Origin of the sequence: Paenibacillus sp. cl141a, from assembly GCF_900109305.1 — a bacterium.
Lineage (GTDB): Bacteria > Bacillota > Bacilli > Paenibacillales > Paenibacillaceae > Paenibacillus_AQ > Paenibacillus_AQ lautus_A.
In genome coordinates this window covers 161,110-175,595 of sequence record NZ_FNZO01000006.1, presented here as the reverse complement: position 1 = coordinate 175,595, position 14,486 = coordinate 161,110, and the positions used below count along the sequence as shown (strand labels likewise).

The following is a 14,486-nucleotide window of genomic DNA, read 5'->3' as shown; positions in this document are numbered from 1 at the left end:
ATCTGTATCCCTGTGAAAGACTTGAATCGACCGGATTCGAAGATTTTATCCCATGGTCCCGGTCATCCCGTGATATAATGGAAAATAATGATTATGATGAATTAGTGGGTGAGCGCATTGTATCCAAAGATCAACGACGTCCTCTATATCCAGTTGGATACGGGGGATGAGAAGGAAGCCAACATTGTTTACAAATCCCGCATTTCCGACATGGATGACGAATCGATGTATATGGAGGTTCCGCTTCAGGAAGGGACGGGCAGGCTGAAGAAGCTGTATATTGGGGACGAGCTTTCCGCTTTTTTTTTGACGGAGGGCGGAGTCAAGAACTTCTTCAATTCTTATGTCCTGAGTCACCATGAAGACGTTATACGCCTGGTTCGCATCAAAAAGCCGGAGCCGGATCAGATCACGAAGGTGCAGAGAAGGAGCTTTCTAAGGGTACAAGCCGAGCTCGAGGTAGCGGTGATGGCTAAAGACGGCACGCAGCTGTTGACCAAAACCGATGATGTAGGCGGAGGAGGGGTATCCTTTTACCTGGAACCTGACAAATCGTTTGCGGAAGGGAGCTTGTTAAGCTGCTGGATCCTTATTCCGTTCAAGAACGGATCGGTGGAGCATGTCCCTTTTGAAGGCGAAGTTGTCAGGGTCAAGCAGTTGCCGGGCAATCGAAGCATCGTCATGCTGAAATTTAATCAGATCGTAGATATGGAGCGCCAGAAGCTGATTCGTTATTGCTTTGAGCGCCAGTTTGATTTTCGCAACCGTTGATGCATTAAATGGACAAGCTGGTGGCACACTAGCGGAAAAATTTGTCTCGGAAGGACCGTGTGCTTATGTCCCAGTCATCTAACGATCAAAATCAGCTGCGCCGAAAAACTAGGCAGGATCCCATGACCGGGGATAAAGGGCAAGCTCTTCATGACCGATATGGTCAAGTGCTGCTTAAGCTGCTGATAGGGCTCGCATTCGCTTTGGTGATCGTCCAGCTGCTATTGCATTATGAGCCAAGCCGGCCCTACCTTTCGCCGGTTCATCAGATGGAGGGTGTTCCCGTTCATGAGCCAAATGTAAACGATTGGATGGGAGAAAACACCCCTTCTCTTTTGCATCGCTCTAGCTAGTGTGGTATAATTTTCACGTCGCAGGCGGGCGCCTGCTTTTTTCTTGAAATATGAGATCGTGCCTTGTTTATCTCGGACTTTCTTATATATTTTCACTAGAGGAACGGTGATCCCGTCCCTGATCGGATGGTAAGCCCTTTCGATTACGAGGTATATGTTTGAGGAGGAATGCCCCGTTGGTTATGCAGGGGACAGGTTATCGCGACAGAATTAATATAGCCATCGACGGTCCGGCAGGCGCGGGCAAAAGCACGGTAGCGCGTATGGTAGCCAGCAGGCTGCATTACATCTACGTAGATACCGGCGCCATGTACAGGGCAGTCACCTGGTTCATGCTGAACCAAGGGATTTCTCCGGAAAATCCCGAAAAAGTGCTTCAACATGCACAAAACATGGTGATTGAATTAAAACCGAATGAAAATGGTCAAATGGTTTGGCTGAACGGGGAAGACGTCACGCCATATATTCGTTCACATCAGGTTAGTGCAGTGGTATCCCAATATGCACGAATCGAAGGTTTGCGAATAAAGCTTGTCCGTTTACAGCAGCAAATGGCGCTGGATAAGGGCGTTGTCATGGATGGACGCGACATCGGCACGACGGTTTTGCCGGATGCTGAGGTCAAGATTTTCATGACGGCCAGTGTCAAGGAACGTGCGCTCCGCCGCTTCCATGAGTTAAGTGATGAAGGCATAACGCTGGAACAATTGGAAAGAGATATCGCAGAACGCGACAGGCTGGACCAGGAACGTGAAGTGTCCCCGCTCCGATGCGCAGAGGACGCCATCATACTGGATACGACGCATATGGATATCCATCAGGTTGTCGAAGCGATTCTTTCATATTGCGAAACTTAATGGGGATGGGGAGAAAAAGGCATGATTTACGTTTTTTGCAGAGCGGTGGTCCGCGGTTTGTTCGCTATTCTCTACAGATTCGAATCTGTCGGCGTACATAACATACCTTCGGAAGGCGGCGTGCTAATCTGCAGCAATCACATTAGCATTCGAGATCCGATTTCTGTCGGCATTCACGTCAAGCGCCAGGTGAAGTTCATGGCCAAAGCCGAACTGTTCAACATTCCGGTGTTCGGATGGCTGGTTCGCCAGCTGGGGGCCTTTCCGGTCAAGCGCGGCGGAGTAAGTAAAGATTCCATCAAAACGGCTCTTACGATCTTGCGTTCGGGCGAGATAATGGGAATCTTCCCTGAAGGCACGCGCAATTCGGACGCAACCGCGGCGAAACGCGGCGCGGCAAGCTTCGCTCTCCGCAGTGGGGCAACGGTTGTACCGGCTGCCATCATTGGAGACTATAAGCCGTTCCGAAAGGTAAAAATCATCTATGGCGCACCCGTGGACCTGTCCCGGTTCGAAGGTGACAAATCACCGGAGGCACTGGATGGGGCAACCGAATTGATCATGGCCAAGATTCACGAAATGCGGGCCAGCGGCAAACCAACCGAGAACTGATTTATACGCTCCATGCATAAAAAGCATGGGAAGGTTGGAAAGATACTACAGCAATTATGTTTTGAACTTCGCGAATGCGAGTTTAAATAAATGGGGTTTGAATTGAGGAGGTTATTTGACATGTCGGAAGAAACAAGAAATCAAGAGGCTGCTGAAAACCAAGAGCAGCTGGACCAAATCGTATCCTTGAAAAAAGGGGACACCGTGAAAGGGACGATCGTCAAACTGGAGGACAACCAAGCTTACGTAAGCATTGGATATAAATATGACGGCGTAATTCCTGTTCGCGAACTGTCTTCTGTACAGCTTGATAATGCATCGGATGCGGTTCAGGTTGGCCAAGAGGTAGAGTGCAAGGTCGTTAGCATCAACGACGACAAGGAAAGCCTGGTTCTTTCCAAGCGTGCGATCGACACCGAGAATTCTTGGGAAGAGCTTGAGAAGCATTTTGCGGACCAGGACGTATTCGAAGTAACGGTGGCTGACGTGGTTAAGGGCGGACTCGTAGCCGATGTCGGCGCACGCGGCTTTATTCCTGCTTCCATGGTCGAGCGTCATTTCGTCGAAGACTTCAGCGACTACAAAGGGCGCACGCTTCGCGTAAAAGTGAAAGAGCTGGACCGCGAGAACAACAAAGTGATTCTTTCCCAGAAGGACGTTCTGGAAGAAGAGTTCGAAGCGAACAAACTAAAAGTGATGTCCGAGCTTCAAGACGGACAAGTGCTTGAAGGCACGGTGCAACGCCTCACGCAATTCGGCGCATTCGTTGACGTTGGCGGCGTAGACGGTTTGGTTCACGTATCCGAGATCGCTTGGAGCCATGTTGACAAGCCATCCGATGTATTGTCCGAAGGCGATCAAGTGCGCGTGAAAGTGCTGAAAGTGGATCCTGAAAAAGGCAAAATCAGCCTCAGCATCAAAGCGGCTGCTCCGGGTCCTTGGGAAACAGCTGGCGAGCAATTCAACACGGGCGACATCGTAACGGGCGTCGTAAAACGTCTGGTTACTTTCGGAGCTTTCGTTGAATTGGCACCAGGCGTAGAAGGTTTGGTTCATATCTCCCAAATCTCCCACAAGCATATCGGTACTCCGCAAGAAGTACTGAAGGAAGGCCAAGAAGTTCAGGTTAAAGTACTTGACATCAACACTTCCGAGCAGCGTATCAGCCTGAGCATCAAGGAAACCGAAGAAGCGCCAGCTCAAGCTCCACGAGCTGAAAAACCGTCCAAAGGTCCTAAAATCGACCTGAAAGACAACCCGAACGTTTCTTTGAACAACCAAGGCATGAGCGTTACGCTTGGCGAGCGTTTCGGCGATAAGCTGAGCAAATTCAAGTAAGCCCGGGAACAGTTTTGTTCGGTCTATTGACCTATCATAACGAAGTCGGCGAACCCAGAAACCTGGGTTCGCCCTTTGTTTTTTTAGGGGACGAACGTTTACGGATGTTGTAACATGGGGTAGAGCATAATAGAAATGCAGATGAAAGGTTAGCCAATTGTAACGTTTTTTGCTATGATGATAATCGTAAGAATTGACAGGAGGAGTGACTATGGCAAGACCCGTAGTGGCTATCGTCGGAAGGCCGAACGTCGGTAAATCCACCATATTTAACCGATTGATCGGCGACAGATTAGCCATCGTTGAAGATAAACCGGGGATTACCCGTGACCGGATTTACGGCAGTGCCGAATGGAACGGTAAAGCGTTCAGCGTCATCGATACAGGCGGTATCGAAATCGACGGCGATGATATGATTTTGAAATCCATACGCATGCAAGCCGAGCTTGCGATTGAAGAAGCGGATGTCATCGTATTTATGTGCGATGCGAAGACGGGGGTTACCCAATCGGACGAGGAGGTTGCACAGATTCTGTTCCGTTCCGGCAAGCCTGTCATACTCAGCGTAAACAAAGTGGATAATTTGAAGCGCGCTGATGATATCTATGAATTCTATTCCCTCGGATTTGGCGATCCTGTCGGGATATCAGGCAGCCACGGCACAGGGATCGGCGATCTCTTGGACGTTGTCGTCGAGAACCTGCCGGAACTGGAAGACGACGAATATGACGAGGATGTTATTCGTGTCGCCCTGATCGGCAGACCGAATGTGGGCAAATCTTCTCTCGTCAATGCCATTCTGGGTGAAGAGCGCGTCATTGTCAGTGACGTTGCGGGCACGACCCGCGATGCGATCGATACGCCATTCGAGAAAGACGGGCAGCGCTACGTCCTCATCGATACGGCAGGCATGCGCAAACGCGGAAAAGTGTATGAAACCACTGAGAAATACAGTGTCATGCGGGCTATGCGGGCCATCGAGCGGGCGGATGTCGTTCTCGTGCTCATCAACGGGGAAGAAGGCATTATCGAGCAGGACAAGCATATCGCCGGTTATGCTTATGAGGCCGGTAAGGCGTCTTTGTTTGTCGTCAACAAATGGGATATGGTCGAGAAAGACGACAAGACGATGCAGCAGTTCGAGAAAAAGATACGGGACCATTTCCTGTTCATGACCTATGCGCCGGTTGTATTCTTGTCGGCCAAGACGAAGCAGCGTCTGCAGAAGCTGCTGCCTGTCGTTAAACATGTGGCCGATCAGCATTCCCTTCGCGTGCAGACGCATCTGCTTAACGATGTCATATCCGATGCGATTGCGATCAATCCGCCTCCAACGGATAAGGGAAGAAGATTGCGCATTAACTATTCAACGCAGGTGGCGGTCAAGCCGCCGACCATGGTCGTATTCGTCAACGATCCGGAATTGATGCACTTCTCATATGAGCGTTACCTTGAGAACAAGATTCGGGCCGCTTTTGACTTTGAAGGTACACCCATCAGGATATTTACTCGAAGAAAGTCTGATGAGAGTTAGGGGAGAATAGCTTGATTCTGGAGATCGTAGCGATTGTAGTTTGTTATTTACTTGGTTCGGTAAGCTTTAGCGTACTGCTTGCCAAAATCCTGAAAGGGATCGACATTCGTCAGCATGGCAGCGGCAACGCCGGGGCAACCAATACCCTTCGCGTCCTGGGAAAAGGACCTGCCATTCTGGTATTGGCATTGGATGTAATTAAGGGCATCGCTGCGGTTTGGATCGGACGATCTCTCGGGGGAGACAATGCGTGGCTGCCGGGGTTATGCGGCATTGCCGCCATCATAGGTCATAATTGGCCTCTTTACTTCCGCTTTCGAGGCGGCAAAGGAATTGCAACCGCCATTGGGGTGCTTGCTACGCTCTGCTTCATTCCAGCGCTTATAGCAGGCATTATCGCCATTCTATCCATTGTTTTTACCCGTTATGTATCTTTGGGTTCCCTTATTTTTGTAGTGCTAACCCCTGTTTTCCTCTTGATCGCGGATTATTCCTGGCCGATCTTTTGGACAAGCTTGATCATATGCGTATTCGCCTTCTGGCGTCATCGCTCGAACATCGTGAAGCTTGTACAGGGACGTGAAAACAAGCTTGGTTCCGGAAAAGGAAAGGACAAAGGAGGGAAGCGCGTTGTCTGACAAAGTCGCTGTTCTGGTGGCAGGCAGTTGGGGAACCGCTTTGGCAAGTGTTCTCGCTTCGAATGATCTGGATGTTGTCGTCTGGACGAGAACGGAGGAACAGACCCGTGAAATCAACGAGCTGCATACCAACAACCGTTATTTGCCCGGGGTGGAGTTGCATTCGAACATTCGCGCCACGACCGATATGGAAGAGGCGGTCTCGTCGGCTGCTGCCGTGGTTATCGTTGCACCATCGTCCGCGATGCGGGAGGTTTCGGGCCAGCTGAAGCAGTATTGGAGCGAAGATATGCTGGTGATTCACGCAACCAAAGGATTCGAAATTGAATCCTTGAAGCGAATGTCGACCGTTATATCCGAAGAGCTGGGCTGCGAGGAAGGTCGCGTAGTCGTACTATCAGGACCCAGCCACGCGGAGGAAGTGGTGAGACGCTGCCCTACAACGGTCGTCGTGGCATCCTTGGACGCCCAGGCGGCCGCCGACGCCCAGGATCTGTTTAGGAACACGTATTTCAGAGTGTACACGAACCGGGATATGATCGGCGTGGAATTGGCCGGAGCGCTGAAGAATATTATCGCTTTGGGCGCCGGCATGTCCGACGGATTGGGCTTCGGCGACAACGCCAAGGCGGCGCTTATTACGAGGGGATTGGCAGAAATTTTGAGAATCGGCATGGAGATGGGCGCGAATCCGCTGACGTTTGCCGGGCTTGCCGGGATCGGCGACCTCGTGGTTACCGCTACGAGCCAGCACAGCCGGAACTGGCGTGCGGGATCGATGCTGGGTCAGGGCAAGAAACTCGATGAGGTTCTCGCGTCCATGGGGATGGTGGTGGAAGGAATACGCACGACCAAAGCCGCGCATGCCATTTCCGAGAAATACGGAGTGCAGATGCCGATTGCCGACCAGCTGTACCATGTGTTGTTTAAAGACCGGAATCCCCGCGTCGCCGTGGAAGCCTTAATGGGCCGCGATCCCAAGACCGAGATGGAAATGATGCCGCTCGAAACTTGGGAGCAGTGGCACACCTAGCTTATTCACCATTCCGAGGATTGACTCATATATTGATGTGAGGATGTCGGAGGAGGGGTGGAAATGAGCAAAAGCTTTCACAAGGATGTACTGAATGCGATTAACAAGAAAAGCGGCAAGAAAATTTCTTCAGGGGCTGTCAATAAGCTGGCTAGCACGGTTAAGCCGTCTACTATGCAAAATGAAGCCCAGCTCCGCCAGCTGATCAAGCAGGTATCTGCTATGGCGAACATACCTGTCAGCGAGGATACGATTCAGGAAATTGTCGGAGCGGTGAAGAAGAGCGGCATGAATCCGAGCAATATGGAAGCCTTGATGAAAATGATGATGAACAAATAAGATATGCTGATCATGAACAAAAGACGTATCCTTTGCGGGAATGCGGCTTTTGTTCTTTTTTTCGCCATACTCAGGGTGAGGCACTATCATTTTCGTGATATAATAGGTTGAATAATTTGAAGAGAGATTGGAGAGTTTCGTGACATGGATCCGATGCAAAAGATGTGGCTGTCCCTTGTCGCATTGTTGATTATGGCGCTGTCCGTCATCGTGGTTACGCTTGCGCGAAGCAAGACCAAAGGTTTTCTGCGCGGCACGTTATCGTTTGTGGCCTTTATGATGATGATTTTCGGTTTTATTATCGGACTGGCTTCCATCATTTAGTATGGGAAGCCGCTTCCGGGAAGATACGGTAAAGGGGTGCAGCATGACGCTGAATGATCTGCCGGAATTGGAGAAGGCGTTAGCTACCGCCATTCACAAACTGAATCAGGCGCCTGTCGCTTGGCTGCTGGGTGGAAGCTGCTGTTTGCTCCTTCAGGGCGTAGAATTAGGCAAGCCGCCGAGGGATATCGATATTTACGCCGATGCAGGGGGGGTTCAGCCGCTGCATGAGGCGCTGGCCCTTCTGGCAGTAGACGCTCCCCGACTCGATCAGGAAGGGATATATTCTTCCATTCTGAGCCACTATGAATTAGAGAGAGTCCCGATTGAACTTGTGGGCGGATTTGAAGTGAATTCGGAGGGTTCCTCCTATCGCGTTGAAATCGATCAATTGCTCTATCCTGCAGCGCCAGCGCGTCACATACGGGACGTAACGGTACGGCTGATGCCGTTATCCCACGAACTGGTGTTTAATGTGCTTCGAGACAGGCCGGATCGTTACGAGGCCATTGCGGAGGCGATGTTGAGGGATATGAACCAACATTTGCCGCTGCTTCAGCGGTTGTTAAGCCGAAACCGGTTGAGCGGGGAACATCGGTTGGTATTGAAGCGATTAATCGGACTACAGTCATAGCGCGGTAATCGAAACAGCAGCATGGAAGAGCGGGTACATAAGAAAAGGAGCGGTTTACCGTTGGAGTACGAGGTATTATTTCTGCCGGATCAGAAGAAGGTCAAGGTTCGTCCGAACACGAATGTGCTGGATGCCTCGCGTCGTGCCGGAGTACGCATTCCGACCCGTTGCGGAGGTAAAGCAGGCTGTCTGATGTGCAAGATCCTGGTACCGGATGAGGAACGCGGACATTGCTCTGCTCCTGAGACCAAGGAAATCAGGAAACTGGGAACGTCGATGATGGAACAAGGCTACCGGTTATCCTGCCAGACGAGGATTACGAGCCATTTGAAGGTGATAATCCCCGAGGATCCCCTTAAAGCCGCGATACGCAAGCAGCTGGAGGCAGCGAGGAATCGGGAGCCCGATGACTTTATTTAAAGTGCGAGTTCAAAAAGATCGGTTTTTTGAACAACCTCTTAAAGCGAAGGATGATGTTAGTTGAGTATGAACACTTGGATGACCCAAGCGGCTGGCCGTACGAAGCGGATGTCTGCCGTCTTAGTCCTGGTGCTGTTTCCAATGTTGCTGACAGGTTGTCTATATCCTGACGAGAAGCTGCAGGAGAACAAGGTTTCCTATAGGGAAAGTGTCAAACGGATTCAGTCGGCCGTGGACGATTTTTATCAAGAGCAAGGAATTCTGCCGATCATTACGGCAGGCGCGGAAATTCCGAAGTATGAGAAATACCGGGTCGATTTGGATCAGCTGAAGGGCCGAGGATATATCGACCAAATTCCGGATACGGCTTTCGAGAAAGGCGGCAGCGGTTATTTTCTCATTATTAATGAGGAAACCGAACCAACCGTGAAGGTCATGGACTTAACAACGGCTCAGAAGGTGAATGACGTTCAGCGAGCCGTGAATCTGTACAAAATGGCGAATGACAACGCCTTTCCGGCAGGGGAAGCCCTCTACCCGGGTTATACGGCGGTGGATTTGTCGAAAACCGAGGCCAAATCCCTTAAGTTAATGAGTGTATACTCGGGCCAGGAAATGCCTTTTATGATGGATGAAGAGGGCACGGTGTACGCCGATTATGCCTTTGATATTATGCAGGCTATCCAGAAGAACGGCTCCGAGCCCAAAGAAGGAGAGGATTTACGGGTGTTTCTGGAGAAGGAATCCTATTATGTACCCGTAAAATCCGTACCCTATGCATGGAAGGACGGGCAGCCTGTGGCTCAGCCCCTACCTTAACCCCGTACCCGCCGATATCGGCGGGTATTTTTTTGGTCCCGCCTGGTTGCCGGTTTCTGCCTGAAGAATGAGGTACGGCAGCCATAAGGCGGGTCTACTTTTTTTATCCTCGAGTCTCTTCTGTGATCGTTTATTTGAGTAGGGCTGAATCTCTTTGGAATATCTAGTAAAGTCCGCGCATATTCATAATCTGAAAGAGTAGTGCGGGCAAGAGCCGGTTGCCCACATCATGAGGCACTAGAAAGCGTCTGAAAGGCGTGACAGCGCGAAGACAGACCGTGCCCCGAGCGGTGGTTTTTCTTACGGTATTCGATTGCGTGTCTGGCAGTTGCAGGCATACTCGATATCTTAAAAAAAACTGGACGGACTTTAAGGGGCAACCGTCATATTTTTGAACCCGGTACATATGATGTTACTAGTCCAAATGCATGTACGAGTTACGCCGCTTTGCCGTTTCCATCCAAACTCATGGAATACCGGCGGCGGGATGCTGGCGACATTGTAAAGGCTGCTCATCTGTTGCAATGGCTTTGGCTATGAGTGGAACACGAAGCGGATGCTCTTAAAGCATTTTTCCTTCGGAGTAATTTGAGGAGGGGATCTCTTTTGGAAAAAGTGGACATTTTTAAGGACATTGCCGAACGGACCGGAGGGGACATTTACTTAGGTGTTGTCGGTGCCGTCCGTACGGGAAAATCAACGTTCATCAAGCGGTTTATGGAGACGGTTGTTCTCCCGAACATTACGAACGAGGCGGATCGAGTAAGAGCTGTCGATGAGCTGCCTCAAAGTGCTGCAGGGAAAACGATCATGACGACCGAGCCGAAATTCGTGCCGAACAACGCGGTACAAATCAAGGTTACGGATGGCCTTGAGGTCAACGTAAGGTTGGTCGATTGTGTTGGTTATGCCGTTGAAGGTGCCAAGGGTTACGAGGACGAGAATGGCCCGAGAATGATCTCGACGCCATGGTTCGAAGAGCCGATTCCGTTCCAGGAAGCGGCCGAAATCGGAACCCGCAAAGTCATTCAGGAGCACTCCACACTTGGCGTGGTTGTCACGACGGACGGAAGCATTGCGGAGATTCCGCGAAGCTCTTATGTAGAGGCCGAGGAGCGCGTCATCGAGGAACTGAAGGAAGTCGGCAAGCCGTTTGTTGTTGTCATTAACTCCACGCGTCCCCGCAGCGAAGAAGCCCTTCAGCTGCGCAATGAGCTGGCAGAGAAATACGACATTCCAGTCATGACGCTGAGTGCGGCAACCATGACCGACGATGATGTGACCGGTGTGCTTCGTGAGGTATTGTATGAGTTCCCGGTGCATGAAGTGAATGTCAATCTGCCGAGCTGGGTTATGGTGCTTAACGAGAACCACTGGCTCCGCAGCAACTATGAAAACTCGGTGAGAGATACCGTAAAAGATATCCGCCGTCTGCGTGACGTGGATCGTGTGGTTAGCCAGTTCATGGAATACGATTTCATCAACCATGCCGGACTTAGCGGCATGAATATGGGTCAGGGCGTTGCCGAGATCGATCTCTTCGCGCCTGACGAACTGTATGACCGGATCTTGATGGAGGTCGTGGGTGTCGAGATCCGAGGCAAGGATCATCTGCTGCAGCTGATGCAGGAGTTCTCCCATGCCAAACGGGAATACGACCGCTTCGCCGAAGCGCTTGAGATGGTCAAAACGACGGGGTACGGCATCGCCGCTCCTTCCCTGGCCGAGATGGCGCTTGATGAGCCTGAGCTCATCCGCCAAGGCACCCGCTTCGGGGTAAGATTGAAAGCGACCGCGCCGTCCATTCATATGATTCGGGTGGACGTGGAATCCGAGTTCTCGCCGATCATCGGCACGGAGAAGCAGAGCGAGGAGCTTGTGCGCTACCTGATGCAGGACTTCGAGAACGATCCGATCAAAATTTGGGAATCCGACATATTCGGACGCTCGCTGCACTCGATCGTCCGTGAAGGAATCCAAGGAAAAATCGCGATGATGCCAGACAATGCCAGATACAAATTGCAGGAAACTTTGGGTCGCATCATTAACGAAGGCTCCGGCGGTTTGATCGCAATCATTCTTTAAGTGGGCGCCGGAAAGGTGTTGAGAATGCAGTCGCTAACGGGTCAAAAGTCCCGATTAGCGGCTGTTTTTCGTGTTTTCTTTGGCCTAGCAAAGCAAAACGCTTGAAATTATCAGATGGCTGTATTACTATAAATTTGTTCCGCGTCATGCATTCTAAACGCGAGATAGGGGTAAAATACCCGATTGCACGTATAATTTGCGGTAAAACGGAAACAGTGAATAGCAAGTGGAGCACATTCCTTGTTAGGGAGGTGAAAGAATGAATAAATCGGATCTGATTACACAAGTAGCTGAATCTACTGAGCTTTCCAAGAAAGATGCAACAAAAGCGGTTGATGCCGTTTTCGATGCCATCTCCGAAGCATTGCAAAGTGGAGACAAGGTACAACTGGTCGGTTTTGGCAACTTCGAGGTTCGCGAGCGTTCCGCACGGAAAGGCCGCAACCCGCAAACAGGTGAAGAAATCGAAATCCCTGCGAGCAAAATTCCTGCATTTAAACCTGGTAAAGCGCTCAAAGACGGAATCAAATAAAGATTTCTACATATTACCTAAGAGCACAGGTCGTGAATTCGTTCACGGCCTTTTCTTTTAGGCTTACGGCGAGGAGGCCTGGAAAATGGAGAACGTTCAGAACGGCGATTATTTTGTTGTCAAAGCGCTGGACCATGGCGTGCAGGTAATCGGTCTTACCCGCGGCCAGGATACCCGCTTTCATCATACCGAGAAGCTGGACAAAGGCGAAGTCATCATCGCCCAGTTCACGGATCATACGTCCGCGGTGAAAATACGCGGCAAAGCCGAGATCATGACCAAGCACGGGAAGATCGAATCCGGTATCTGAGGAAAATCATCATATGGAAAAAGCCCCGCCTTTTCGGTGGGGCTTTTTTGTATTTCGCGTTTATTCGCGTGGGGTGTGTGTTAACGAATTGTTAAATGCACTTGCCGCTTTGTCGAACAATGGATATACTAGCGGGAATGGAATGAATAAAAACGCGAAAGGATGATTGCAGAAATCATGGCGAAACAATACAGAGACGGACAGTATATCGTGGTCCCTGAAAATCCGGTATCCCTGTTTTTGTTCAACAGTACGCGCTCGGCGTGGATATGGCTGCTGGTAAGGCTGTATCTCGGTTACGCATGGTTAACGTCGGGCTTGAAAAAGCTGACGGCCGAAGCCTGGACGGGAAGCGAAGCCGGAACGGCCATTAAGGGCTTTGTCGGCGGTGCGCTGGCAAAGGCGGAAGAAGGAAAGGACGTAACCGGATGGTATGCTTCTTTCCTTGAGGGGTTTGTGCTTCCCAATGCCAAGCTGTTTGCCTATATGGTGGCCTTCGGCGAGGTCCTGGTAGGTCTCGGGCTGATTTTGGGCCTGTTGACCGGTATTGCCGCGTTTTTCGGCGGATTAATGAATGCCAGCTTTTTATTCGCGGGTACGGTAAGCTCCAATCCGTTGTTGTTTATATTGGCGACATGGCTGGTGCTGGCCTGGAAAGTCGCGGGCTGGTACGGCTTGGACCGCTGGGCGCTGCCGCTGCTGGGTACGCCTTGGAGCCGCAGGCGCAAGGAAAGGGATATTCCGGAACAAGTTTGATCCTGCCCAAAAGTAACATTCGTCACTTTCATCATGCGTTTGTCAAGTACAAATCGAACAGACCGCGGCCATGAAATCCTTTAATCTGAAATCAGATCAATATGGATAAAGGATGATGGTTATGGGAATCCGTGCTTTTTTTAAACTGGTGGAAATTCAGACGAAGGTAGCCAGCATGATCCCGTTCCTGTTCGGAACTTTGTATGCGCTGTTTCGTTTTCAGCAGTTCAATGGATATCATTTTGCCCTGATGCTCGCATCATTGCTGTCGTTTGATATGGCAACAACGGCGGTCAATAATTATTACGATTACAAAAAAGCGATTAAAAAGAACGGTTTCGGTTACGAGCAGCATAATGCCATCGTACGTTATAACCTGAATGAGCCGGCGGTTGTGACCGTCATCGCTCTGCTGCTGCTGACGGCCGTCGGTTCCGGCATAGCGCTGTTCCTGTCCACGGGCTGGTTAATTCTGCTGCTTGGCGGAATGTCCTTCGCCGTAGGGATATTATATTCGTTCGGACCGATTCCGATTTCGCGGATGCCGCTAGGCGAGCTGTTTTCCGGATTGTTCATGGGGTTTGTCATCATTTTCATCTCGGCTTGGATCCATGTTGAGGGCAGCCATCTGGCGGTTATGGATATTCAAGGGAGTGTCCTCTCCCTTCAGGTGAACCTTCCCGAGGTGCTGCTGCTTCTGGTCGTATCATTGCCGGCTATTCTCGGGATTGCCAACATCATGCTGGCCAATAACATCTGCGACATGGATGAGGATTTGGAGAACCGACGGTATACGCTCCCGGTATATATCGGCTTCAAGCATTCGCTGAGACTGTTCCGGGTTCTGTACTGCCTTGCTTATCTGGACCTGGCGGCTCTTCTTCTGATGAAGGTGCACCCTGTGCTGGTTCTGCTGGTGTTCGTCACCATTGTCCCTGTATATAAAAAAGGAGCCGCATTTACCGCACATCCATCCAAAGAGAAAACCTTCGTGATCGCGGTGCAAAATTTCGTGGTCATGAATTTGGCCAGGATCGCGGCGCTGGCTGTGGCCGTGACGTTGACCTCGCTTTCGCTTTTTTAACCGAATCCCCGTTCGTTTTACCAGAAGCAGGCATAGCCTGCTTTTTT

Annotated in this window: 18 protein-coding genes; all 18 read left to right on the top strand. The window is 50.7% G+C overall.

All coding sequences use genetic code 11. From position 1 onward, the window contains the following. Positions 1-108: 108 nt before the first annotated feature. The 18 genes from BMX45_RS18275 (at position 109) to BMX45_RS18190 (ending at position 14,439) form a co-directional block, all read left to right on the top strand. On the top strand, positions 109-771 hold the full coding sequence (locus BMX45_RS18275; protein ID WP_090910919.1) for a flagellar brake protein: 663 nt from the start codon (positions 109-111) through the stop codon (positions 769-771). Between the two features lie 122 nt (positions 772-893). Further along, positions 894-1,124, top strand: a complete 231-nt coding sequence (locus BMX45_RS18270; protein WP_254778132.1) for a DUF5359 family protein — start codon at positions 894-896, stop codon at positions 1,122-1,124. Between the two features lie 182 nt (positions 1,125-1,306). Next, positions 1,307-1,981 carry a (d)CMP kinase gene (gene cmk / locus BMX45_RS18265; RefSeq protein WP_175495144.1) on the top strand — a complete coding sequence of 225 codons (675 nt, stop codon included), beginning with the start codon at positions 1,307-1,309 and terminating at the stop codon, positions 1,979-1,981. A 21-nt stretch (positions 1,982-2,002) separates the two neighbouring features. Beyond that, entirely contained in the window at positions 2,003-2,593 is a 591-nt protein-coding gene (locus BMX45_RS18260) for a lysophospholipid acyltransferase family protein (RefSeq protein WP_090910916.1), read from the top strand. Between the two features lie 120 nt (positions 2,594-2,713). After that, positions 2,714-3,931 (top strand): 30S ribosomal protein S1, encoded by a 1,218-nt coding sequence (rpsA, locus tag BMX45_RS18255; RefSeq protein WP_090910915.1) that lies wholly within the window; start codon positions 2,714-2,716, stop codon positions 3,929-3,931. A 211-nt stretch (positions 3,932-4,142) separates the two neighbouring features. After that, positions 4,143-5,465, top strand: a complete 1,323-nt coding sequence (gene der, locus BMX45_RS18250; protein ID WP_009595099.1) for a ribosome biogenesis GTPase Der — start codon at positions 4,143-4,145, stop codon at positions 5,463-5,465. A gap of 11 nt (positions 5,466-5,476) precedes the next feature. Continuing rightward, complete coding sequence (plsY, locus tag BMX45_RS18245) at positions 5,477-6,103, top strand: glycerol-3-phosphate 1-O-acyltransferase PlsY (protein WP_090910914.1); 627 nt, start codon at positions 5,477-5,479, stop codon at positions 6,101-6,103. Beyond that, complete coding sequence (locus BMX45_RS18240; protein ID WP_090910913.1) at positions 6,096-7,136, top strand: NAD(P)H-dependent glycerol-3-phosphate dehydrogenase; 1,041 nt, start codon at positions 6,096-6,098, stop codon at positions 7,134-7,136. Before plsY ends, BMX45_RS18240 begins: the two co-directional genes overlap by 8 nt. A 63-nt stretch (positions 7,137-7,199) precedes the next feature. Next, complete coding sequence (locus BMX45_RS18235; protein WP_009595189.1) at positions 7,200-7,475, top strand: stage VI sporulation protein F; 276 nt, start codon at positions 7,200-7,202, stop codon at positions 7,473-7,475. A gap of 144 nt (positions 7,476-7,619) precedes the next feature. Continuing rightward, positions 7,620-7,799: a DUF2768 family protein gene (locus BMX45_RS18230; protein ID WP_006209457.1), complete on the top strand. Its 180-nt coding sequence runs from the start codon at positions 7,620-7,622 to the stop codon at positions 7,797-7,799. 1 nt (position 7,800) lies between these two features. Next, the gene (locus tag BMX45_RS18225) at positions 7,801-8,433 is read left to right on the top strand and encodes a hypothetical protein (protein WP_254778131.1); all 633 of its coding nucleotides are present in this window, start codon (positions 7,801-7,803) and stop codon (positions 8,431-8,433) included. 60 nt (positions 8,434-8,493) lie between these two features. Further along, positions 8,494-8,853: a 2Fe-2S iron-sulfur cluster-binding protein gene (locus BMX45_RS18220; RefSeq protein ID WP_015734522.1), complete on the top strand. Its 360-nt coding sequence runs from the start codon at positions 8,494-8,496 to the stop codon at positions 8,851-8,853. A gap of 66 nt (positions 8,854-8,919) precedes the next feature. After that, the gene (locus BMX45_RS18215) at positions 8,920-9,672 is read left to right on the top strand and encodes a hypothetical protein (RefSeq protein ID WP_090910911.1); all 753 of its coding nucleotides are present in this window, start codon (positions 8,920-8,922) and stop codon (positions 9,670-9,672) included. A 606-nt stretch (positions 9,673-10,278) separates the two neighbouring features. Beyond that, positions 10,279-11,757, top strand: a complete 1,479-nt coding sequence (gene spoIVA, locus BMX45_RS18210; RefSeq protein ID WP_009595160.1) for a stage IV sporulation protein A — start codon at positions 10,279-10,281, stop codon at positions 11,755-11,757. A gap of 259 nt (positions 11,758-12,016) precedes the next feature. Continuing rightward, positions 12,017-12,289: an HU family DNA-binding protein gene (locus BMX45_RS18205; RefSeq protein ID WP_006209463.1), complete on the top strand. Its 273-nt coding sequence runs from the start codon at positions 12,017-12,019 to the stop codon at positions 12,287-12,289. Positions 12,290-12,374: 85 nt separating this feature from the next. Continuing rightward, complete coding sequence (mtrB, locus tag BMX45_RS18200) at positions 12,375-12,599, top strand: trp RNA-binding attenuation protein MtrB (RefSeq protein WP_090910910.1); 225 nt, start codon at positions 12,375-12,377, stop codon at positions 12,597-12,599. A gap of 177 nt (positions 12,600-12,776) precedes the next feature. Next, a complete protein-coding gene (locus BMX45_RS18195; protein ID WP_090910909.1) occupies positions 12,777-13,355 on the top strand; it encodes a DoxX family membrane protein in 579 nt (192 codons plus the stop codon). 121 nt (positions 13,356-13,476) lie between these two features. Next, positions 13,477-14,439, top strand: coding sequence for a 1,4-dihydroxy-2-naphthoate polyprenyltransferase (locus BMX45_RS18190; RefSeq protein ID WP_090910908.1), 963 nt, complete (start codon positions 13,477-13,479; stop codon positions 14,437-14,439). The last annotated feature ends 47 nt before the right edge of the window (positions 14,440-14,486 follow it).